The sequence below is a fragment of the Pseudomonas sp. GW823-FHT02E01 genome (assembly GCF_058797535.1).
On sequence record NZ_JBXAJS010000006.1, the window covers coordinates 112,996 to 135,468 of the forward strand.

The following is a 22,473-nucleotide window of genomic DNA, read 5'->3' on the forward strand; positions in this document are numbered from 1 at the left end:
TACAAAAAAACACACGGTGATTGCCCCGAGCACCAGCCGCTGCCTCGCAGCGGCTTTTGTATTTTCTGAAATAACGAAGTGGAGAGCCGCATGGTTCCCGTAATCGCCCTGGTGGGCCGACCGAACGTCGGCAAGTCCACCTTGTTCAACCGCCTGACCAGGACTCGTGACGCCATCGTCGGCGACTTGTCCGGTCTGACCCGTGATCGCCAGTACGGTGAGGCCAAGTGGCAAGGGCGTTCCTACATTCTGATCGACACCGGCGGTATCTCCGGTGACGAGCACGGTATGGACGAAAAAATGGCCGAGCAGTCGCTGCTGGCCATTGAAGAAGCGGATGTCGTTCTGTTCCTGGTAGATGCCAAGGCCGGCTTCACCGCCGCCGACCAGATGATCGCCGAGCATTTGCGCAAACGTAACAAGCGTTCCCACGTCGTGGCCAACAAGGTCGACAACATCGACCCGGAAATGGCCCGCGCCGAATTCGCCCCGTTGGGCATGGGCCACGCGATCCCGATCGCCGGTGCCCACGGCCGTGGTATCACCCAGTTGCTGGAAATCGCACTGAGTGACTTCCCGAAAGACGAAGACGAGCTGGAAGAAGGCGAGGAAGAAGATGTAGCCGAAGGCGAGGAAGCCAAGCGCATTCCTGGCCCAAGCGAAAAAGACGGGATCAAGATCGCCATCATCGGCCGTCCGAACGTTGGCAAGTCGACCCTGGTCAACCGCATGCTCGGGGAAGACCGGGTAATCGTCTATGACCAACCCGGCACCACCCGCGACAGTATCTACATCCCGTTCGAGCGTAACGACGAGAAGTACACGCTGATCGACACCGCCGGTGTGCGCAAGCGCGGCAAGATCCACGAAGAAGTCGAAAAGTTCTCCGTGGTCAAAACCCTGCAAGCGATCAAAGACGCCAACGTGGTGATCTTCGTGATGGACGCACGCGAAGGCGTGGTGGATCACGACCTCAACCTGCTGGGCTTTGCCCTTGAGGCCGGTCGTGCATTGGTCATCGCGATCAACAAGTGGGACGGCATGACGCCGAGCGAGCGCGACTTCGTCAAGATCGAGTTGCAGCGTCGTCTGTTTTTCGTCGAGTTTGCCGATATTCACTTTATCTCGGCACTGCACGGCACCGGCGTGGGCAACCTCTACGCGTCGGTACAGAACTCGTTCAAGTCCGCGGTTACCCGTTGGCCGACCAGTCGCCTGACCCAGATCCTGGAAGACGCGGTCAGCGAGCACCAGCCGCCGATGGTCAACAGCCGCCGGATCAAGCTGCGTTATGCCCACCTCGGTGGCGCGAACCCGCCGATCATCGTGATCCACGGCAACCAGATCGAGAAGGTGCCGAAGTCCTACGTGCGTTACCTGGAAAACACCTACCGCCGTGTGCTGAAGCTGGTCGGTACGCCGATCCGCATCGAGTTCAAGGGTGGCGAGAACCCGTACGAAGGCAACAAGAACACGCTCACCGACCGTCAGGTCAACAAGAAGCGTCGTTTGATGTCGCACCACAAGAAGGCCGACAAGAAGCGTCGCGACAAGCGCTGATTCAGCGCTTGCTCACTCTTTTGGGGTGGGCTTGTTGTGGCGAGGGGGCTTGCCCCCGTTGGGTGGCGTAGCCGCCCTGGAACCATCCACTGCGGTCTCTCGAACAAACCGCGGTGCAGGTTTTACGACTGCTTCGCAGCCGAACGGGGGCAAGCCCCCTCACCACAGGGTAATGCGGTGAATGTTCAAGAAGGGCGCTCTGTGTGGCGCCCTTTTTCATGCTTGCCGTTTGGGCTATCCTCGGACTCCCCCGCGCCGCCGTAGAGCCGGGTGTAGAGCAGGGAACCACCGATGATCACCAGCAAGCTGCCGAATGTCGGCATCACTATCTTCACTCAGATGTCTCAGCTCGCGGCTCAGACCGGCGCGCTCAATCTGTCCCAGGGCTTTCCCGATTTCGCGGCCCCGCAGGCCCTGTGCGATGCGGTCGGTCGGCATATCGCCAACGGCCATAACCAGTATTCGCCAATGACCGGGCTGCCGGTGTTGCGTCAGCAGATCGCGGCGAAGATCGCCCGCAGTTATGGCGCGCAGGTGGATGTGGATACTGAAGTGACGGTCACCCCCGGCGCGACCGAGGCGATTTTCTGTGCCATTCAGGCGGTTATCCACAGCGGTGACGAAGTCATTGTGTTTGACCCGGCATACGACAGCTACGAACCTTCGGTGGAGCTGGCAGGCGGCCGTTGCGTGCATGTGCAACTGGGCCTGAACGATTTCAGTATCGACTTCGAAAAGCTTGCTCAGGCACTGAGCCCGCGCACGCGGATGATCATTCTCAACACCCCGCACAACCCTAGCGGTGCGTTGATCAGCCGTGACGAACTCGACCAGTTGGCGACGTTAATCCGTGATCGCGATATCTATGTGATCAGCGACGAAGTCTACGAGCACCTGGTGTATGACGGCGTGCCTCACGTCAGCGTGCTGGCCCATGAAGAGCTGTATCAGCGTGCATTCGTCGTCAGTTCGTTCGGCAAGACCTACCACGTCACCGGCTGGAAAACCGGTTATGTGATCGCACCGCCGGCCCTGACGGCGGAATTGCGCAAGGTGCACCAGTACGTCAATTTCTGTGGTGTGACGCCGCTGCAATATGCCTTGGCCGATTTTATGGCCGAGCATCCCGAGCACGTCGAAGAGCTGCCTGCTTTCTATCAGGCCAAGCGTGATCTGTTCTGCGATCTGCTGGCACCGTCGCGTTTCAGCTTCACCCGGGTGACCGGCACCTATTTCCAGTTGGTCGATTACTCGCAGATCCGCCCGGACCTCAATGACGTCGAGATGGCCCTGTGGATGACTCGCGAGCACGGCGTGGCCAGTATCCCGATCTCGGTGTTCTACCAGACGCCACCGGTTGGCCAACGCCTGGTGCGGCTGTGCTTTGCCAAGCGTGAGGAGACCCTGCGTGAAGCAGCGGAAAAACTATGCGTGATCTGAGTGCATTGCCGAAACTGACCGTTGCGCTGATCCAGACGTCCCTGGCCTGGCACGACCGCCAGGCCAACCTCGAGCATTTCGAACCGTTGCTGGAGCAGGCTCGCGGCGCCGACCTGATCATTCTGCCGGAGATGTTCACCACCGGTTTCTCCATGGAGTCCGAGACCCTCGCCGAAGCGGAAAACGGCCCCACCAGCAAATGGCTGCGGGCTCAGGCTTTGAGGCTTGATGCGGTGATCACCGGTAGCGTGATCGTCCAGGCCGCCGACGGCAGTCATCGCAATCGCCTGTTGTGGGCACGCCCGGATGGCGAGGTGTGGCATTACGACAAGCGTCACCTGTTCCGCATGGCCGGTGAGCATAACCACTACACCCCCGGCGAGCGCCAGGTGCAGTTCGAGCTCAAGGGCTGGCGAGTACGGCCGCTGATTTGCTACGACCTGCGCTTCCCGGTGTGGAGCCGTGACGCCCAGGACACCGACCTGCTGCTGTACACCGCCAACTGGCCTGGTGCGCGGCGCCAGCACTGGAACCGTTTGCTGCCGGCGCGGGCGATCGAGAACCTGTGCTATGTGGCGGCGGTGAACCGTATTGGCACGGATGGCAAAGGTTTTGCGTATACCGGTGACAGCCAGGTCCTGGATTTCCAGGGCGAGACGCTGCTCAGTGCCGGAGAGGCTGATGGGGTGTTCAAGGTGGTGCTGGATGCTGCGGAACTGGCGGCGTATCGCACGCGGTTTCCGGCGAATCTGGATGCCGATACCTTCGAGTTCACCTGAAATCTTTACTGTCTGACAGGGCCTCATCGCGAGCAAGCTCGCTCCCACAGTGACCGCGTTCACACCGATCAAATGTGGGAGCGAGCTTGCTCGCGATGGGGCCGGGACAAGCAACACAAAATCAGGCAGGCAAACAAAAAGGCCCCAAGGTTCGCACCTTGAGGCCTTTTGCATTTCAGCGATGGGTTACGCCGCTTTCGCTTCCGGCTGGCTCAGCGAACGGTTCAGTGCGCTGAACAGGGCCTTGAAGCTGGCGGTGGTGATGTTTTCGTCGATGCCGACGCCATGCACCGCGCGTTCGCCGTTCACTCGCAGTTCAATGTAGGCCGCAGCCTTGGCATTGGTGCCAGCGCCGATGGCGTGCTCGTTGTAATCCATGATTTCCACCGGTACCGGCAAGCCGGCCACCAGCGCCTCCAGGGCGCCGTTGCCCTTGCCGCGCCAGTGCAGGTTAGTCTCGCCCTGGCCTTGGCTGGCCACTTCCACTTCGACGGCGCTATGACCGTTTTCTTCCTGCAGGCGATGGCTGACCAGCGCGTACGGGGTGTTGGCCTGCAAGTACTCGCTGTGCAGCAATGCGTGGATCTGCTGGGCGGTCATTTCCAGGCCCAGGCGGTCGGTTTCACGCTGCACGACCTGGCTGAACTCGATCTGCATGCGACGCGGCAGGCTGATGCCGTATTCCTGTTCCAGCAGGTAGGCGATACCGCCCTTGCCCGACTGGCTGTTGACGCGGATGACCGCCTCGTAGCTGCGGCCGATGTCGGCCGGGTCGATCGGCAGGTACGGTACTTCCCACAGCGCGTCCGGTTTCTGCTGGGCAAAGCCCTTGCGGATCGCATCCTGGTGCGAGCCGGAGAACGCGGTATGCACCAGGTCGCCGACGTACGGGTGACGCGGGTGCACCTGGATCTGGTTGCACTCTTCGACGACTTTGCGCACGCCGTCGATGTCGGAGAAGTCCAACTCAGGGTTCACGCCCTGGGTGTAGAGGTTCAACGCCACGGTCACGAGGTCGACGTTACCGGTACGCTCGCCGTTGCCGAACAGGCAGCCTTCGACACGGTCGGCGCCAGCCATCAGGCCCAGTTCGGTGGCGGCAACGCCGGTGCCACGGTCGTTGTGGGTGTGCAGGCTGATGATCACGCTGTCACGACGGTTGATGTGACGGCCAAACCATTCGATCTGGTCGGCATAGATGTTCGGCGTCGCGCATTCCACCGTGGCCGGCAGGTTGAGGATCATCTTGTGCTCGGGCGTCGGGTTCCAGACTTCGATCACCGCGTCGCAGACTTCCTTGGCGAACTCCATTTCGGTGGCGCTGAAGGTTTCCGGCGAGTATTCGAAGGTCCACTCGGTGTCCGGCTGCATGGCCGCGTATTTGACGAACAGCTTGGCGGCGTTTACGGCGATGGCCTTGACCCCGTCCTTGTCCTGGTTGAAGACAATGCGGCGGAAGGAAGGGGAGGTCGCGTTGTACAGGTGAACGATGGCTTTCTTCGCGCCGCGCAGGGATTCGAAGGTGCGCTCGATCAGGTCTTCACGGCCCTGGGTCAGCACCTGGATGGTGGTGTCGTCCGGGATGTGGTTGCCTTCGATCAGGGTGCGGACGAAGTCGAAGTCGGTTTGCGAGGCGGCCGGGAACGACGCTTCGATTTCCTTCACACCGACCTGCACCAGGGTTTTCCAGAAACGCAGCTTCTTGACGGCGTCCATCGGTTCGATCAGCGACTGGTTGCCGTCGCGCAGGTCGGAGCTGCACCAGATCGGCGCGGCGGTGATGGTTTTCGACGGCCAGGTGCGGTCCGGAATGTCGATGGTCGGGAACGCGCGGTATTTCGAAGACGGGTCTTTGAGCATGCTCATCAGGAAATCCTTATTGTGTTGGCCGAAAAAAGGCGGCCTACCGGTGGATCAAAAGTTCTTGGACTAACGCTTGGGACGAGGCACCACGATTCAGCCCGGCAGTCGTGCACTGACAAGGCACAGACTGCGGTGCTGGCGGAGCTGAATGAGGGTGTGAGAGGTTTTCATGCCTTCAACCCTAACCTTGGGGGGGAAAGATGGCAAGCAGTCGAAAAAAATTGAGAGGAATACTCGTGAACGGGTATTTATCGAGATTTTATTGCTGCGATTGGCAGTGATTGTTTTGTTGTTTGCGCGAGGTTTGAGTGGTGCGCAATTGATGATGTGACACTGCCGGACTGCTTTCGGTGTCTGTGATATTGCCATCGCGAGCAAGCCCGCTCCCACAGGTACAGCGCAATCCCTGTGGGAGCGAGCTTGCTCGCGATGAGGCCATCAGCCTCAACAAAAAGCTAGGGCTGAAACGCACCAATGAAGATAGCCGGATCGACCCGCGCATCGTTCAGGCTGATGTTCCAGTGCATGTGCGGTCCGGTCGCGCGGCCGGTCGCGCCGACTTTACCGACCACGTCACCACGGGCCAGTGGCTGCCCCACCTTCACGTCGACTTTCGACATGTGGCAGAACATGCTGATAAAGCCCTGGCCATGGTCGACGAACACTGTGTTGCCATTGAAGAAGTAGTTGCCGATCAGGATCACTTTGCCGGCGGCCGGGGTCTTGATTGGCGTACCGCCGGGTACGGCGAAGTCCAGGCCTGAGTGGGGGTTGCGCTCTTCACCGTTGAAAAAGCGCCGCACGCCGAACTTGCTCGACAGCGGCCCGTTCACTGGTTTGTCCAGCAGCAGGTTGCTTGGGGTGTTGGGGCTGAACGTGCGGTAGGCAGTAATCTGCTCAGCCAGTTCACGCTCGATGCGCTTGAGATTTTCCGGGTCCGGATTGACCTGTTGGGTGTTCTTCAGGGTGATGCGCTGTTCCGGGTATTTCTTGTTACCAACCGTAAAATTCAGATTACGGCCGCCGCTGCTGACCGATTGAACCCCCGGCTTGACCGTCAGCGGCAGGCCGACAATGGCCAGCCAGTTGTTCTGTTCCTTCACTACCAGCACCGGTTTGCCTTGATAAGTGGCTTTTGGTGCCTGGGCGGACGTGCCCAGGTCCACCACCGCAACGCCTCCCGGCACCGGTTTGTTCAACTGGCGAGTAATGTAGCTGTCGGCATGGGCGTTGAAGGTCAGGAGCAGCAACAGCAACGGAGCAAAGAAACGCGGCATGGATCAATCCAGTAAAGAAAGGGTGACGGGCGTCAGGTGATTGTCTTCGACCCGCACTTGCAGTTCGCCTTCGCCTAGTTTGGCCTTGAGGCGCTGGCCGGTATGGGTTTGCGCGGCGTTGCGGATCGCGTTGCCGCGCTCGTCCAGCAAGATGCTGTAGCCACGGCCGAGGGTCGCCAACGGGCTGACCACATGCAGTGTCTGCATCTGGCTGTGCAACTGCAGGCGACGGCTCTTCAGCCCTTCGCGGATCGCGCGCGGCAGGCGTTCGGCCAGGCTGTCGAGGCGCTGGCGAAGCATTGCCAGTTGCCGGCCCGGATGTTGTGCAGCCAGACGGGTTTCCAGGCGGATCAAGCGTTCGCGGCGGGTGTTGAGGCTGCGCTCGAACGCGCGGCGCATGCGCATGTCCAGGTCATCCAGGCGTTGCGCTTGCTGGCGCAGGCGCTCGCCGGGATGGCGCAGGCGTCGGGAAACGCCTTCCAGGCGCAGGCGGTCGCGCATCAAGCGGTCCCGCATGCGCATCACCAGCCGTCGGTGCAGGCTTTCGACCCGACGTACCAGGTCGCTGGAATCCGGTGCCAGCAATTCGGCGGCAGCGGAGGGGGTGGGCGCGCGTACGTCGGCCACGAAGTCGCTGATCGATACGTCGGTTTCATGGCCGACCGCGCTGACAATCGGCGTCACGCAAGCGTCTACGGCGCGGGCCACGGCTTCTTCGTTGAAGCACCAGAGATCTTCCAGCGAGCCACCGCCCCGGGCCAGGATCAGTGCGTCGAAACCGCGGGCATCGGCCAGTTTCAGGGCGCGGACAATCTGCGCTGTGGCTTCGCGGCCCTGTACGGCGGTAGGGATCAGGGTCAATTGCACCTGCGGTGCACGACGGCGGAACACGCTGATGATGTCGCGGATCACCGCCCCAGTGGGCGAACTGATGATGCCGATGCGTTGCGGATGCGCCGGCAACGGCACCTTGCGCTCGGCACTGAACAGGCCTTCGGCGCTGAGCTTTTCCTTGAGTGCATCGAACGCCAGACGCAAGGCGCCGTCGCCGGCCGGCTCCACGGTGTCGAGGATCAGCTGATAATCACCGCGCCCCTCGAACAGCGAGACCTTGCCACGCACCTTGACCGCTAGGCCGTCTTTCAAGGCCTGGCGAACCCGTGCCGCGTTCTGCCGGAACAACGCGCAACGCACTTGGGCGCCGCTGTCCTTGAGGGTGAAATAGACGTGGCCGGAAGCCGGGCGGGCGAGGTTGGAGATTTCGCCTTCGACCCAGATGTTGCTGAACACGTCTTCAAGCAACACCCGCGCGCGGCCGTTGAGCTGGCTGACGGTCAGGACTTCGCGGTCCAGGCCGAGTCTTGCAAAGGGATCTTTAATCATGGGGCGCAGTTTAAAGGCATTTGCCTGGCAATCTCCACGACTGCTCACAAATCCATTGAGGGCATTTATGTGGGAGCGAGCTTGCTCGCGATGGGGCCAGCAAATTCAGCATTGATGTGCCAGACAGATCGCCATCGCGAGCAAGCTCGCTCCCACAGAGGTAAAGTCACCTCATGTGATCAAGGAAGATGTTCGGATGAATGTGTTTGAACTGTTGAACCAATGGCCATTCGGCCTGCTGGACTGGCTGGTAATCGGTGCGGGCATCGCCCTGGCCTACATCGTGTTCGGCATCGCCGGTTTCGGTACCGCATTGGTCGCCGGGCCGATTCTGATTCTGTTCATGCCACTGTCGAAGATCGTGCCGTTGCTGGTGTTGCTCGATTTTGTCGCGGCATTCGGCAATCTGCTGCCGTCACGGCGAGATGTGGCGAGGCCGGAGCTGTTGCGGTTGCTGCCGTGCATGGCGGTGGGCTGCACACTTGGCGTGATATTCCTGCTGAACCTGAAATCCGACCTGTTGCTGCTGCTGATGGGGCTGTTTATCAGCGCCTATGCAATTTACAGCCTGTGGATAAAGGTCCGTCCGGCGCAGTTGTCCGCCGCGTGGGCGCTGCCGATGGGGACGGTGGGCGGAATGTTTGGCGCGTTGTTTGGCAGCGGCGGCTTTCTCTATGCGATCTATTTGAACAGCCGGTTGCCCAAGGAGGCGGCCCGGGCCACCCAGAGTGCGCTGATCAGTTGCAGTACGGTGGTGCGTTTGAGCCTGTTTGCAATCGCCGGTGTGTATGCCGATTTGCCGTTGCTGGTGCTGGCGGTTTGTCTGTTGCCGGCGATGGTGCTGGGGCTGTGGGTTGGCCGGAGGTTGACCATGCGCTTGTCCCGCGAGGCGTTTGTGCGCCTGGTGACGTGGCTGGTGCTGGCCAGTGGGATCGCGTTGATCGGACGCTATCTCAGTACCTGAAGATTCAACTTGTGGCGAGACGCTTTGTGTGGGAGCGAGCTTGCTCGCGATGGGGTCAGCAAATTCAGCATTGATGTGCCAGACAGATCGTCATCGCGAGCAAGCTCGCTCCCACAGAAGAGCCCCCCCACTGCAAGTTGTTTAGTCGTTGTACTGGTTCAACAAACGCTCCAGTCGCGCACTGAGGCGACGTTTGATTTCGGTCTCGATGTGCGGGGCGAAATCGTCGATCACGTCTTGCATGATCAATTGCGCGGCGGCGCGCAATTCGCTGTCCAGGTGCAGCAAGTCATCCGGGTTCTTGCTGGGGGCGGGCGCCGACGTTGCCGCGGTGACGGGTTCAACGATCGGGGCAGGCGTTGTCGGTACGACGGGTGGCGAAGGTTCGCTCACGGCGTCGAACAACATGGGAATCTGTTCCTGATCACCTTCCTCGACCGTGTCGGTCAGCAGAGGCGGTTGCAGGTTGTCATCGCCGAGCAATTGGCGGATCGACTCAAGGTCGTCCAGCAGGTGCGCGGACTGTTGCAGCGGTTTTGGAGTGTCCATTGGAAGGCTCAGAGTCGCTGTAAACGGTGATCTTGCAGAGGATAGCCCTGTTCGCGGTAGAAACGGAAACTCTCCCGCGCGGCCGCTCTGATCGTCGGATCCTCCACCACCACTTCCGCCACCCGGGCGAACCTGTTGGCGAAGGCCGGGACTTTCAGGTCGAGATTGACCAGCAAATCCTGATGTTGACCGCAGTCATCGCCCAACCCCAGGACAATCAAACCCTCAGGCTCGCTGTCGGCAGGGCCGTGGGGCACGAAGCTTTCGCCCTTGAACGTCCACAGCCGCGCATCGAGATCGTCACGCTGGGCCGCGTCGCTGCAATGCAGGTAGATGCGGTGGCCCATGCGCCAGGCTTTCTCGGTGAGCTTGCAGGCAAAGTCCAGGCGTGCCGAAGGATCGGCGCTGGGCAGGATATAGAAGTCGACTTTGGTCATTGCGGTTCCAGAGCGGCAAGCGGCGCCACCGAAAAGTGACGCCGCGGCCCATCAACGGTTTCAGGCTTTGGCGCGGTCCAGCAGGTATTGGGTCAGCAGGGGAACCGGACGGCCAGTGGCGCCCTTGTCCTTGCCGCCGCTGGTCCAGGCCGTGCCGGCGATGTCCAGGTGCGCCCAGTTCAGGTTCTTGGTGAAGCGCGACAGGAAGCAGGCCGCAGTGATGGTGCCGGCTTTCGGGCCGCCAATGTTGGCGATGTCGGCGAACGGGCTGTCCAGCTGTTCCTGGTACTCATCGAACAGCGGCAGTTGCCAGGCGCGGTCGTCGGCAGCCTTGCCGGCGCTCAGCAGTTGGCCGATCAGTTCGTCATTGTTGCCCAGCAGGCCCGAGGTGTGCGAACCCAGGGCAACCACGCAGGCGCCGGTCAGGGTCGCGATGTCGATGACCGCTTGCGGCTTGAAGCGCTCGGAGTAGGTCAGGGCGTCGCACAGCACCAGACGGCCTTCGGCGTCGGTGTTGAGGATTTCCACGGTCTGGCCGCTCATGGTGGTGACGATGTCGCCCGGGCGCGAAGCGTTGCCGCTCGGCATGTTTTCGGCGCAGGCCAGGATGCACACCAGGTTGATCGGCAGCTTCAGCTCGAGCACGGCACGCAGGGTACCGAACACGCTGGCGGCGCCGCCCATGTCGTACTTCATTTCATCCATGCCGGCACCCGGCTTGAGGCTGATGCCGCCGGTGTCGAAGGTGATGCCTTTGCCGACCAGCGCGTACGGCTTCTCGGATTTCTTGCCACCGTTGTATTGCATGACGATCAGGCGCGGAGGCTGGGCGCTGCCCTGGCCGACGGCGTAGAACGAGCCCATGCCCAGGGCCTTGATCTTCTTCTCGTCGAGGACTTCGACTTTCAGGTCCTTGAATTCTTTGCCCAGGTCTTTGGCCTGCTCACCGAGGAAGGTCGGGTGACAGATGTTCGGCGGCAGGTTACCCAGGTTGCGGGTGAAGGCCATGCCGTTGGCGATGGCGGTGGCGTGGGTCACGGCGCGTTGCACTTCAGCCTGAGCGGCCTTGATGGTCAGCAGGGTGATTTTCTTCAGCGCGCGGGGTTCGGCCTTCTGGCTCTTGAACTGGTCGAAGCTGTACTCGCCGTCCACCAGGGTTTCGGCCAGCAGGCGGGTCTTGCCATAACTGTCGCGGCCTTTGACGACCACTTCATCCAGGGCCAGCACCGCATCGCTGCCGCCCAGGCTTTTGAGGGTATTGAGGATGCCGGCGATGATCTTGCGGAACGGGCGGTCACCCAGTTCGTCGTCCTTGCCAACGCCCACCAGCAGCACACGCTCGGCCTTGAGGTTCGGCAGGCTGTGCAGCAGCAGGCTCTGGCCGACCTTGCCGGCCAGGTCGCCGCGCTTGAGCACAGTGCTGATCGCGCCGCCGCTCAGTTCGTCGAGTTGTCTGGCAACACCGCCGAGCTTGCGGCCTTCGCCGACGGAGACCACGAGAGTGGCGGTCTTCAACGTTTCGGGGTTGACGCTTTTTACAACCAGTTCCATGTCCGGGTCCCTGAATTGATGGTTATCACGCATGCGCCCGACACCTTATGTGCGTCGATTGCTTATAAACAGAAAGGCGCCAGGATCGACCGGCGACAAAGGCCGCAGTTTGAACCTCGCCAGCTGCGCCTGACAACCCTCGGCCGCACGAATGTAGGAGCGAGCCTGCTCGCGAAGAACCCAAGAGTGACGCAGGGTGTCAGGCTCCCCGCGTTATCGTTGACGACCATCGCGAGCAGGCTCGCTCCTACAAGGGGGGGGGATGCATTGCGCAGTGACAGGCGCACCCAATCACAGGATAATGCGCCATCTTTTTTCGGCGGCTCTGCCTTGCGGGCTGTCCGATACGTTTGCTTGTTCGGCCGCCTTAGCCTGACAACCCTGGAGTGTCTGGTTTGATCGTCTTCCGTTATCTATCCCGCGAAGTCCTGTTGACCTTGAGCGCCGTCAGTGCCGTGCTGCTGGTCATCATCATGAGCGGTCGCTTCATCAAATACCTCGCCCAGGCGGCTTCGGGCCTGCTGGATCCGGGGTCGTTGTTCCTGATCATGGGCTATCGCCTGCCGGGCTTCCTCCAGCTGATCCTGCCGCTGGGGCTGTTTCTCGGGATCCTGTTGTCCTACGGTCGCCTGTACCTCGAAAGCGAAATGACCGTGCTCTCGGCCACGGGCATGAGCCAGCAGCGGCTGTTTTGCATGACGCTGTTCCCGGCCACCCTGGTTGCGCTCGTCGTGGCGTGGCTGAGCCTGAGCCTGGCGCCACAGGGGGCCAATCAGTTTCAGTTGCTGCTGAACAAGCAGGATGCCCTGACCGAATTCGATACCCTGGAGCCAGGGCGTTTCCAGGCTTTGCGCGACGGCACCCGGGTCACCTACACCGAGAGCATGTCCGATGACCGCGTCAATCTGGGTGGTGTGTTCATCTCGCAAAAAAACATCAGTTCCAATAACAAGGATCGCGGGATTTCTGTGCTGGTGGCGGAAAAGGGGCGCCAGGAAATTCGTCCGGACGGCAACCGCTACCTGATTCTTGATAACGGCTATCGCTATGACGGTAGTCCGGGGCAGGCCGACTACCGGGCGATCAAGTATGACGAGTACGGTGTGTTGCTGCCAAAACCGGAAGTCAGTGACGAAGTCACCGACCGTGACGCAATGCCGACCCGTACATTGATCGGCAGTGACGACATTCGCATGCGCGCCGAGCTGCAATGGCGCATGTCTCTGCCGTTGCTGGTGTTTATCGTGACCTTGATGGCGGTGCCGCTGTCACGGGTCAACCCGCGTCAGGGCCGATTCCTCAAGTTACTGCCGGCGATTCTTCTTTATATGGCTTACCTGAGCATTCTGATTGCCGCTCGCGGTGCCCTCGACAAAGGCAAGATCCCTGCGGTGTTTGGCTTGTGGTGGGTGCACGGGATTTTCCTGTCCATCGGCCTGGGCTTGCTCTACTGGGAACCCTTGCGCTTGAAGAGGGCGAGTCGCCGCAGCGCGCTGGAGGTGGCCCGTGGTTAAGCTTGATCGCTACATTGGTAGCAGTGTGTTCATGGCGATCCTGGCGGTGCTCGGGATCATTCTTGGTCTGGCGACACTGTTTGCCTTCATCGACGAGATGGGGGAAATCAGCGATACCTACACCCTGGTCGATGTGCTGAGTTACGTGTTGTTGACCGCTCCGCGCCGGATGTACGAAATGCTGCCGATGGCTGCGCTGATCGGCTGTCTGATCGGTCTGGGCAGCCTGGCCAGCAACAGTGAGCTGACCATCATGCGCGCCGCCGGCGTGTCGATCGGCCGGATCGTCTGGGCGGTCATGAAGCCGATGCTGGTATTGATGCTGGCCGGCGTGCTGGTCGGCGAGTACGTCGCTCCGCCCGCTGAAACCGCCGCGCAGGCCAATCGCTCGCTGGCCCAGGGCAGCGGTGATGCACAAAGCGCCAGGCACGGCTTGTGGCACCGCCAGGGTGATGAGTTCATTCACGTCAACTCGGTACAACCCAACGGCATCCTGTATGGCGTGACCCGTTATCGCTTCGACAAAGAGCGGCACATGCTGTCGGCGAGTTTCGCCAAGCGTGCCAACTTCGAAAACGATCACTGGCAGTTGTCGGATGTCACGACCACGCTGTTCCACGAGCGCAGCACCGAAGTGGTTTCGACCCCGCAAGAGCGCTGGGACGTTGCGTTGAGTCCGCAGTTGCTGAACACCGTGATCATGGTGCCCGAGTCGCTGTCGATCAGTGGCCTGTGGAGTTACATCCATTATCTGGCGGACCAGGGGCTGAACAATGGCCGCTACTGGCTGGCATTTTGGGTCAAGGTGTTGCAGCCGCTGGTGACTGCCGCTCTGGTGTTGATGGCGATTTCCTTCATCTTTGGTCCGCTGCGCTCGGTGACCCTGGGTCAACGGGTGTTCACCGGCGTGCTGGTGGGCTTCACCTTCCGCATCGTTCAGGATCTGCTGGGGCCTTCGAGCCAGGTGTTCGGCTTCCCGCCGTTGCTTTCGGTGCTGGTGCCGGCGGGTGTTTGCGCCGTGGCGGGGCTCTGGCTGTTGCGTCGAGCTGGCTGATGGCGGGCATTTTCCGACCGCTTTGACGTTAAAAAACGCCCTTGTCGCAAGACCGGGGCGTTTTTGTAGGCGCCGTCTGACCTGCGAACGTGACGCTTGCGCCGTGGATCAGGTACAATTCCCGGCTATTTTTCGGCGGGCTATGCCTGCAGCCTTTTTGAGTGTTGATCCGTGAGTGATTTGAGTCATATCCGCAATTTCTCCATCATCGCCCACATTGACCATGGCAAGTCGACGCTGGCCGATCGCTTCATCCAGATGTGTGGCGGCCTCGCCGAGCGCGAAATGGAAGCTCAGGTCCTGGACTCCATGGACCTCGAGCGTGAACGCGGGATCACCATCAAGGCGCACAGCGTCACCCTGTATTACAAGGCTCGCGACGGTATCAACTACCAGCTGAACTTCATTGATACCCCCGGCCACGTTGACTTCACCTATGAGGTGAGCCGTTCGCTGGCTGCCTGTGAAGGCGCGCTGCTGGTGGTCGATGCCGGTCAAGGCGTTGAAGCACAGTCGGTTGCCAACTGCTACACGGCCATCGAGCAGGGCCTGGAAGTGATGCCGGTGCTGAACAAGATCGACCTGCCACAGGCCGATCCGGACCGTGTTAAAGAAGAAATCGAAAAAATCATCGGCATCGATGCCACCGATGCGGTCGAGTGTTCGGCCAAGACCGGCCTGGGCGTCGACGAAGTGCTCGAGCGCCTGGTCGCCACCATTCCTGCACCGACCGGCAACTACGAAGATCCGCTGCAAGCGTTGATCATCGACTCCTGGTTCGACAACTACCTGGGTGTTGTTTCCCTGGTACGCGTGCGCCACGGTCGTGTGAAGAAGGGCGACAAGATCCTGGTCAAGTCCACCGGCAAGATCCACCTGGTAGACAGCGTCGGTGTATTCAACCCGAAGCACACCCCTACCGCTGACCTCAAGGCCGGTGAAGTGGGCTTCATCATCGCCAGCATCAAGGACATTCACGGTGCGCCAGTGGGCGACACCCTGACCTTGAGCTCGACGCCGGACGTTGATGTACTGCCAGGCTTCAAACGTATTCAGCCGCAGGTTTACGCCGGTCTGTTCCCGGTCAGCTCCGACGACTTCGAAGATTTCCGCGAAGCGCTGCAAAAGCTCACCCTGAACGACTCGTCGCTGCAATACACGCCGGAAAGCTCTGACGCACTGGGCTTCGGCTTCCGTTGCGGCTTCCTCGGCATGCTGCACATGGAAATCATCCAGGAGCGCCTGGAGCGCGAGTACAACCTGGACCTGATCACCACGGCGCCGACGGTAATCTTCGAGCTGCTGCTCAAGACCGGCGAGACGATCTACGTCGATAACCCGTCGAAGCTCCCGGACCTGTCCTCGATCGAAGACATGCGTGAGCCGATCGTGCGGGCCAATATTCTTGTGCCGCAAGAGCACCTGGGCAACGTCATTACCCTGTGCATCGAAAAACGTGGTGTGCAGGTTGACATGCTGTTCCTCGGCTCCCAGGTACAAGTGACCTACGACCTGCCGATGAACGAAGTGGTGCTGGACTTCTTCGACCGCCTGAAATCCACCAGCCGCGGCTATGCTTCGCTGGACTACCATTTCGATCGTTATCAATCGGCTAGCCTGGTGAAACTGGACGTGCTGATCAACGGTGACAAGGTCGACGCCCTGGCGCTGATCGTGCACCGTGACAACTCGCACTACAAAGGTCGCCAGTTGACCGAGAAGATGAAAGAACTGATTCCGCGGCAGATGTTCGACGTGGCAATCCAGGCCGCCATTGGCGGGCAGATTGTAGCGCGGACAACCGTCAAGGCGCTCAGAAAGAACGTATTGGCCAAATGCTACGGTGGTGACGTCAGCCGTAAGAAGAAACTGCTGGAGAAGCAAAAGGCCGGTAAGAAACGCATGAAGCAGGTCGGCAACGTGGAGATTCCACAGGAAGCCTTCCTTGCAGTGCTCAGGTTGGATAGTTAGGTCCTATGTCGCTAAATTTCCCGCTGTTGCTGGTCATTGCCGTGTTCGTCTGCGGCCTGTTGGCGTTGCTCGATCTGTTGATCCTGGCCCCGCGTCGGCGTGCCGCCATCGCTTCCTATCAGGGCAGCGTCAGCCAGCCTGACATGGTCGTGGTCGAGAAGCTGAACAAAGAGCCGCTGCTGGTTGAATACGGCAAGTCGTTTTTCCCGGTGTTGTTCATCGTGCTGGTGCTGCGTTCGTTCCTGGTGGAACCGTTCCAGATTCCTTCCGGTTCGATGAAGCCAACCCTGGATGTCGGCGACTTCATCCTGGTGAGCAAGTTTTCCTACGGGATCCGCTTGCCGGTGATCGACAAGAAAGTCATCGAAGTCGGTGATCCGCAGCGCGGCGATGTGATGGTGTTCCGCTACCCGAGCGACCCGAACGTCAACTACATCAAGCGTGTGGTTGGTTTGCCGGGCGACACGGTTCGCTACACCGCCGACAAGCGCCTGTTCGTCAACGGTCAATCGATTGCCGAGCAACTGGTCGGCTCCGAGCCGGGCACGCTGGGCAGCGCTGAGCTCTACAAGGAAAAACTCGGTGTGGCCGAGCACATGATCCGCAAGGAAATGAGCCGCTACCGCGCAATGCCGGACCATTCGTGGACCGTGCCGGCCGGGCACTACTTCATGATGGGCGACAACCGCGACAACTCGAACGACAGTCGCTACTGGGATGATCCGAACATTCCCAAGGATCTGCTGGGCATGGTTCCCGACAAGAATATCGTCGGCAAGGCCTTTGCGGTCTGGATGAGCTGGCCGGAACCCAAACTCAGCCACCTGCCGAATTTCTCGCGGGTTGGCCTGATCAAGTAATCAGACACGGCGCTGTTGAACACAGCGCCGAATGCATTTCTGGAGCCGGCACAATGGGCGCCAGAGGCATGAAAACAATGATATTCAGGACGTTATTTTTGAACACAGCTTTAATTGTCCCAAGCCTGCGCCAACTTACGGCGATGGCGGTGGAATCCAGCCACGAACTCAGCGTGGGTAAACCGTGAGCGTCTCCTTAAGCCGTCTAGAGCGTCAGCTCGGCTACACCTTCAAGGATCAGGAACTGATGGTCCTGGCCCTGACTCACCGCAGCTTTGCCGGGCGTAACAACGAACGCCTGGAATTCCTCGGTGACGCCATTCTCAACTTCGTCGCCGGCGAGGCGTTGTTCGAGCGCTTCCCGCTGGCTCGCGAAGGCCAGTTGTCGCGTTTGCGCGCACGTCTGGTCAAAGGTGAGACCCTGGCCGTACTGGCCCGTGGTTTCGATCTGGGCGAATACCTGCGCCTGGGCTCGGGCGAGCTGAAAAGCGGCGGTTTCCGTCGCGAGTCGATTCTGGCCGATGCCCTCGAAGCGCTGATCGGTGCGATCTACCTCGATGCTGGCATGGAAATGGCCCGCGAGCGTGTGCTCGCCTGGCTGGCCGGCGAGTTCGAAGGCCTGACGCTGGTCGACACCAACAAAGATCCAAAGACCCGCCTGCAGGAGTTCCTGCAGTCCCGTGGTTGTGAGCTGCCGCGTTACGAAGTGGTGGATATCCAGGGTGAGCCGCATTGCCGGACGTTCTTCGTCGAATGCGAAATCATCTTACTGAATGAAAAAAGCCGAGGTCAGGGTGTGAGTCGTCGTATTGCCGAACAGGTAGCGGCCGCCGCAGCACTGATTGCCCTGGGTGTGGAGAATGGCAATGACTGATACAAACGCAACTCGCTGTGGCTATGTTGCCATCGTCGGCCGTCCGAACGTGGGCAAGTCCACGTTGCTGAACCACATCCTGGGTCAGAAGCTGGCGATCACCTCGCGCAAACCGCAAACCACCCGTCACAACATGCTCGGTATCAAGACCGAGGGCGATGTGCAGGCGATCTACGTCGATACCCCTGGTATGCACAAGGGCGGCGAAAAGGCCCTGAACCGCTACATGAACAAGACCGCTTCGGCGGCGCTGAAAGACGTCGACGTGGTGATCTTCGTGGTCGACCGGACCAAGTGGACCGAAGAAGACCAGATGGTGCTCGAGCGCGTCCAGTACGTGACCGGCCCGCTGATCGTGGCGTTGAACAAGACCGACCGCATCGAAGACAAGGCCGAGCTGATGCCGCACCTGTCCTGGTTGCAGGAACAGCTGCCGAACGCGCAGATCATCCCGATTTCCGCGCAGCACGGGCATAACCTCGATGCACTGGAACGCGTGATTGCCGAGCACCTGCCGGAAAACGATCACTTCTTCCCGGAAGACCAGATCACCGACCGCAGCAGCCGTTTCCTCGCCGCCGAGCTGGTGCGCGAGAAAATCATGCGCCAGATGGGCGCCGAGCTGCCGTACCAGATCACCGTTGAAATCGAAGAGTTCAAGCAGCAGGGCAAGACCCTGCACATTCATGCCTTGATCCTCGTCGAGCGTGATGGCCAGAAGAAAATCATCATTGGCGACAAGGGCGAGCGCATCAAGCGCATCGGCACCGAAGCGCGCAAGGACATGGAGCTGCTGTTCGACTCCAAGATCATGCTCAACCTGTGGGTCAAGGTTAAGGGTGGCTGGTCCGATGACGAGCGTGCATTGCGTTCATTGGGTTACGGCGACCTGTAATACGTTTTCCGGATCAACAATGATCCCCTGTGGGAGCGAGCTTGCTCGCGATAACGGTCTGTCAGTCAACATTGATGTTGAATATCAGGCCCTCATCGCGAGTAAGCTCGCTCCCACATTGGTTTCAGGTTGTATGTAAAACTGCGCTCCTTCATCGAGAACTGCGATTTCCATGTCCCAAGCGCCCGCCCAACCCGCCTATGTCCTGCACTCCCGCGCCTACCGTGAAAACAGCGCGCTGGTGGACTTCCTCACGCCGCAAGGTCGGCTGCGGGCGGTGTTGCGCAGTGCGCGGGGCAAGGCCGGGACACTGGCGCGGCCGTTCGTGCCATTGGAAGTCGAGTTCCGGGGTAAGGGCGAGCTGAAGAATGTCGGGCGCATGGAGAGTGCTGGCATCTCCACCTGGCTCAATGGCGAGGCGCTGTTCAGCGGTCTTTACCTCAATGAATTGCTGATTCGCCTGTTGCCCGCCGAAGATCCTCATCCCGGCGTATTCGATCACTACGCTGCGACTTTGCTGGCGCTGGCTGAAGGTCGTGCTCTGGAGCCCTTGCTGCGCTCCTTCGAGTGGCGCTTGCTCGATGACCTCGGCTACGGTTTTTCCCTGACGACTGATATTCATGATCAACCCATCGCGCCGGACGGCCTCTACCGTTTGCAAGTGGATGCCGGGCTTGAACGTGTCTACCTGCTGCAACCGGGCCTGTTCAACGGCACCGAATTGCTGGCCATGGCTGAAGCCGACTGGTCTGCCCCCGGCGCTCTGTCTGCCGCCAAGCGCTTGATGCGCCAGGCGTTGGCCGTTCACCTGGGTGGTCGTCCACTTGTCAGTCGCGAGCTGTTTCGCAAGCCCTGATCACACCGTATGCTGTGCACCGAACTTTCTCTTCTTCTGGAGCGCTTCCGTGACCACCAGCACCCGTATTCTTCTTGGCGTGAACATCGACCACGTTGCCACCCTGCGTCAGGCCCGGGGCACCCGTTACCCGGACCCGGTCAAGGCTGCACTGGACGCGGAAGAGGCGGGCGCCGACGGCATCACCGTGCACCTGCGCGAAGACCGTCGGCACATTCAGGAGCGCGACGTTCTGCTGCTCAAGGACGTGCTGCAAACCCGCATGAACTTCGAAATGGGTGTCACCGAGGAAATGATGTTGTTCGCCGAGCGCATCCGCCCGGCGCACATTTGCCTGGTGCCGGAAACCCGTCAGGAGCTGACCACCGAAGGTGGCCTGGATGTGGCGGGGCAGGAGGCGCGGATCAAGGCGGCGGTCGAGCGTCTGTCGAAGATCGGCTCCGAAGTGTCGCTGTTCATTGACGCCGATGAGCGCCAGATCGAAGCCTCCCGTCGTGTCGGCGCGCCAGCCATCGAGTTGCACACCGGGCGTTATGCCGATGCCGAGACGCCGACCGAAGTCGCCGAAGAACTCAAGCGTGTAGCCGATGGCGTGGCCTTCGGTCTGGCCCAGGGCCTGATCGTCAATGCCGGTCATGGCCTGCACTATCACAACGTTGAAGCCGTGGCGGCGATCAAGGGCATCAACGAACTGAACATCGGCCATGCGCTGGTGGCCCATGCGCTGTTCGTTGGCTTCAAGTCGGCTGTTTCGGAGATGAAGGCGCTGATTCTGGCGGCTGCCAAGGCTTAAAACCAACACAAAATCCTGTGGGAGCGAGCTTGCTCGCGATAGCGGTCTGACAGACACAATTGATGTGACTGACAGGGCCTCATCGCGAGCAAGCTCGCTCCCACATTTGATGTTGGGTGGCTGTCAGAGCGGTGCAGGTTCCTGCGACGGCTTGCTCTTGTCGATCCCCGGAACAAGCAGTTTGCCCTCGGCGACCTGGTCGCCTTCAAGCTGCGGCTGCGTGACCCAGGTCAGGATGTCGTAGTAGCGACGGATGTTCGCCACGAAATGCACCGGTTCGCCGCCACGGGCGTAGCCGTAACGGGTTTTGCTGTACCACTTCTTTTCCGACAGGCGCGGCAGGATCTTTTTCACGTCCAGCCATTTGTCCGGGTTCAACCCTTCCTTGGCCGCCAGTTTGCGTGCGTCATCCAGGTGGCCGCTGCCGACGTTGTAGGCCGCCAGGGCAAACCAGGTCCGGTCCGGCTCCTGAATCGAGTCGTCGAGCTGGTCTTTCATGTAGGCCAGGTACTTGGCGCCGCCCATGATGCTCTGCCTGGGGTCCAGGCGGTTGGACACGCCCATGGCCTGCGCGGTGTTCTGGGTCAGCATCATCAGGCCGCGCACGCCGGTCTTGGACGTGACCGTCGGTTGCCACAACGACTCCTGGTACCCGATGGCCGCCAGCAGGCGCCAGTCGACTTTCTCCTTCTTGGCGTAGGCCTTGAAGTGCTGTTCGTACTTGGGCAGGCGTTGCTGCAAGTGTTGGGCAAACGTGGTGGCGCCCATGTAGCCGAGGACGTCGACATGCCCGTAGTAGCGGTCCTTGAGGCGTTGCAGGGTGCCGTTCTTCTTGACCTTGTCGAGGTAATCGTTGATTTCGTTGAGCAGGCTGTTGTCGTCGCCCGGGGCGACGGCCCAGCTCTGGTTGCTGGCGTCGCCGAGGTCGAAGGCGACCCGGATGTTGGTGAAGTACACCTGGTTCATCGCCACTTCGTTGGAGTCGACCAGGGTCAGGTCGATCTGACCTTCATCCACCATGCGCAGGAGATCGACGACCTCGACCGCGTCAGACTCTTCGTATTCGATGCCGGGAAACTTCTGTTTCAGCTGCGCCAGTTGTTCGGCGTGGGTGCTGCCCTTGAGCACCATGATCTTCTTGCCCACCAGATCCTTCGCATCGGTTGGCCGGGACTGGCCGTTGCGATAGATGATCTGCGGGGTGACTTCCAGATAGGAGTGGGAGAAGCGCACCTGCTTCTTGCGCTCTTCGCTGCTGACCAGGCCGGCAGCCGCCAGCACCGGGCCATTGGGCTTGCCGACCTGGTTGAACAGGTCATCGAGGTTGTCGGCGGTCTCGATCTTGAGCTCGACCCCCAGATCGTCGGCGAAGCGCTTCACCAGCTCGTATTCGAAGCCGGTCTCACCGTTGCGATCCTGAAAGTAGGTGGCGGGGCTGTTTCGGGTAACCACCCGCAGTACACCATCCTCCTTTACGCGCTCGAGCGTGTTGGGTTTATCAACACAGCCACCGAGCATCAGGAAGAGTCCGGTTGCGATCAGCCATTTGGCGTACCGCGGACGCAAAGCCGTTGGGAAAAACATCTGCGCAGTATACGCAAAGGACCACGAGCGCCATATCTCGACAGTGAGGGGCTTGTCTGCTAGAGATCACAAAACCGGCCGAAACCCCGCAGGAATGGGCCTTGCCTGCATTTTGTTACAGTAAAAATAAGCTGTTGCTGCACGCCCGGTTAACCTGACTTTCGAGGCAGAAACACAGATCGACGCCCGAGTGCAACCGTGCGTAGCGTTTCGGGTGATGTCGCGGGCTGTTTAGGCTAGAATGCACGGCCTCAAAGCACACCCCTTCC

Annotated in this window: 20 protein-coding genes; 13 read left to right on the forward strand and 7 right to left on the reverse strand. The window is 60.3% G+C overall.

Translation table 11 applies throughout. The features are described from left to right. The first annotated feature begins 90 nt into the window (after positions 1-90). The 3 genes from der (at position 91) to AC1RDQ_RS16170 (ending at position 3,779) form a co-directional block, all read left to right on the forward strand. Positions 91-1,560: a ribosome biogenesis GTPase Der gene (der, locus tag AC1RDQ_RS16160; RefSeq protein ID WP_057716294.1), complete on the forward strand. Its 1,470-nt coding sequence runs from the start codon at positions 91-93 to the stop codon at positions 1,558-1,560. A gap of 291 nt (positions 1,561-1,851) precedes the next feature. Further along, positions 1,852-3,000 carry a pyridoxal phosphate-dependent aminotransferase gene (locus AC1RDQ_RS16165; RefSeq protein WP_429520731.1) on the forward strand — a complete coding sequence of 383 codons (1,149 nt, stop codon included), beginning with the start codon at positions 1,852-1,854 and terminating at the stop codon, positions 2,998-3,000. After that, on the forward strand, positions 2,988-3,779 hold the full coding sequence (locus AC1RDQ_RS16170) for an amidohydrolase (RefSeq protein ID WP_090453243.1): 792 nt from the start codon (positions 2,988-2,990) through the stop codon (positions 3,777-3,779). The genes AC1RDQ_RS16165 and AC1RDQ_RS16170 overlap by 13 nt, the downstream gene beginning before the upstream one ends. Positions 3,780-3,965: 186 nt before the next feature. On the opposite strand, the gene leuA is transcribed toward AC1RDQ_RS16170, so the two are convergent. After that, positions 3,966-5,645: a 2-isopropylmalate synthase gene (gene leuA / locus AC1RDQ_RS16175; RefSeq protein ID WP_057716291.1), complete on the reverse strand. Its 1,680-nt coding sequence runs from the start codon at positions 5,643-5,645 to the stop codon at positions 3,966-3,968. Positions 5,646-5,811: 166 nt separating this feature from the next. Between leuA and AC1RDQ_RS16180 the strand changes: the two genes are divergently transcribed. After that, positions 5,812-5,973, forward strand: a complete 162-nt coding sequence (locus tag AC1RDQ_RS16180) for a hypothetical protein (protein ID WP_167362849.1) — start codon at positions 5,812-5,814, stop codon at positions 5,971-5,973. 124 nt (positions 5,974-6,097) lie between these two features. Here AC1RDQ_RS16180 and AC1RDQ_RS16185 read toward each other — a convergent pair whose 3' ends face one another. Next, on the reverse strand, positions 6,098-6,919 hold the full coding sequence (locus AC1RDQ_RS16185) for a peptidoglycan DD-metalloendopeptidase family protein (protein WP_492587716.1): 822 nt from the start codon (positions 6,917-6,919) through the stop codon (positions 6,098-6,100). 3 nt (positions 6,920-6,922) lie between these two features. Then, positions 6,923-8,302: an exodeoxyribonuclease VII large subunit gene (gene xseA / locus AC1RDQ_RS16190; protein ID WP_090453246.1), complete on the reverse strand. Its 1,380-nt coding sequence runs from the start codon at positions 8,300-8,302 to the stop codon at positions 6,923-6,925. A gap of 196 nt (positions 8,303-8,498) precedes the next feature. Here xseA and AC1RDQ_RS16195 point away from each other — a divergent pair, with 196 nt between their 5' ends. After that, on the forward strand, positions 8,499-9,266 hold the full coding sequence (locus AC1RDQ_RS16195) for a sulfite exporter TauE/SafE family protein (protein WP_492587717.1): 768 nt from the start codon (positions 8,499-8,501) through the stop codon (positions 9,264-9,266). Between the two features lie 141 nt (positions 9,267-9,407). Here the strand turns inward: AC1RDQ_RS16195 and AC1RDQ_RS16200 are convergent, their stop codons facing one another. Genes AC1RDQ_RS16200 through AC1RDQ_RS16210 form a run of 3 tightly spaced genes read right to left on the reverse strand, consistent with a single transcriptional unit; the run spans position 9,408 to position 11,803 of the window. Further along, the gene (locus tag AC1RDQ_RS16200; RefSeq protein WP_057716287.1) at positions 9,408-9,815 is read right to left on the reverse strand and encodes a hypothetical protein; all 408 of its coding nucleotides are present in this window, start codon (positions 9,813-9,815) and stop codon (positions 9,408-9,410) included. Between the two features lie 8 nt (positions 9,816-9,823). Beyond that, positions 9,824-10,252, reverse strand: coding sequence for a DNA polymerase III subunit chi (locus AC1RDQ_RS16205; protein WP_057716286.1), 429 nt, complete (start codon positions 10,250-10,252; stop codon positions 9,824-9,826). A gap of 60 nt (positions 10,253-10,312) precedes the next feature. Continuing rightward, a complete protein-coding gene (locus AC1RDQ_RS16210) occupies positions 10,313-11,803 on the reverse strand; it encodes a leucyl aminopeptidase (RefSeq protein WP_090457748.1) in 1,491 nt (496 codons plus the stop codon). A 395-nt stretch (positions 11,804-12,198) separates the two neighbouring features. Between AC1RDQ_RS16210 and lptF the strand changes: the two genes are divergently transcribed. The 8 genes from lptF (at position 12,199) to pdxJ (ending at position 20,620) form a co-directional block, all read left to right on the forward strand. Further along, a complete protein-coding gene (lptF, locus tag AC1RDQ_RS16215) occupies positions 12,199-13,317 on the forward strand; it encodes an LPS export ABC transporter permease LptF (protein WP_102670179.1) in 1,119 nt (372 codons plus the stop codon). Further along, positions 13,310-14,371 carry an LPS export ABC transporter permease LptG gene (lptG, locus tag AC1RDQ_RS16220; protein ID WP_057716284.1) on the forward strand — a complete coding sequence of 354 codons (1,062 nt, stop codon included), beginning with the start codon at positions 13,310-13,312 and terminating at the stop codon, positions 14,369-14,371. The genes lptF and lptG overlap by 8 nt, the downstream gene beginning before the upstream one ends. A gap of 171 nt (positions 14,372-14,542) precedes the next feature. Continuing rightward, complete coding sequence (gene lepA, locus AC1RDQ_RS16225) at positions 14,543-16,342, forward strand: translation elongation factor 4 (protein WP_008053223.1); 1,800 nt, start codon at positions 14,543-14,545, stop codon at positions 16,340-16,342. Positions 16,343-16,347: 5 nt separating this feature from the next. Beyond that, positions 16,348-17,202 carry a signal peptidase I gene (gene lepB / locus AC1RDQ_RS16230; RefSeq protein ID WP_057716283.1) on the forward strand — a complete coding sequence of 285 codons (855 nt, stop codon included), beginning with the start codon at positions 16,348-16,350 and terminating at the stop codon, positions 17,200-17,202. Between the two features lie 184 nt (positions 17,203-17,386). Continuing rightward, positions 17,387-18,076, forward strand: coding sequence for a ribonuclease III (rnc, locus tag AC1RDQ_RS16235; protein WP_008053221.1), 690 nt, complete (start codon positions 17,387-17,389; stop codon positions 18,074-18,076). Next, complete coding sequence (gene era, locus AC1RDQ_RS16240; RefSeq protein WP_007973959.1) at positions 18,069-18,971, forward strand: GTPase Era; 903 nt, start codon at positions 18,069-18,071, stop codon at positions 18,969-18,971. Before rnc ends, era begins: the two co-directional genes overlap by 8 nt. A gap of 172 nt (positions 18,972-19,143) precedes the next feature. Further along, a complete protein-coding gene (gene recO, locus AC1RDQ_RS16245; RefSeq protein ID WP_057716281.1) occupies positions 19,144-19,827 on the forward strand; it encodes a DNA repair protein RecO in 684 nt (227 codons plus the stop codon). Between the two features lie 49 nt (positions 19,828-19,876). Beyond that, positions 19,877-20,620, forward strand: a complete 744-nt coding sequence (gene pdxJ, locus AC1RDQ_RS16250) for a pyridoxine 5'-phosphate synthase (protein ID WP_340315358.1) — start codon at positions 19,877-19,879, stop codon at positions 20,618-20,620. A 123-nt stretch (positions 20,621-20,743) separates the two neighbouring features. Here pdxJ and mltF read toward each other — a convergent pair whose 3' ends face one another. Beyond that, on the reverse strand, positions 20,744-22,204 hold the full coding sequence (gene mltF, locus AC1RDQ_RS16255) for a membrane-bound lytic murein transglycosylase MltF (protein ID WP_079246808.1): 1,461 nt from the start codon (positions 22,202-22,204) through the stop codon (positions 20,744-20,746). Between the last annotated feature and the right edge of the window lie 269 nt (positions 22,205-22,473).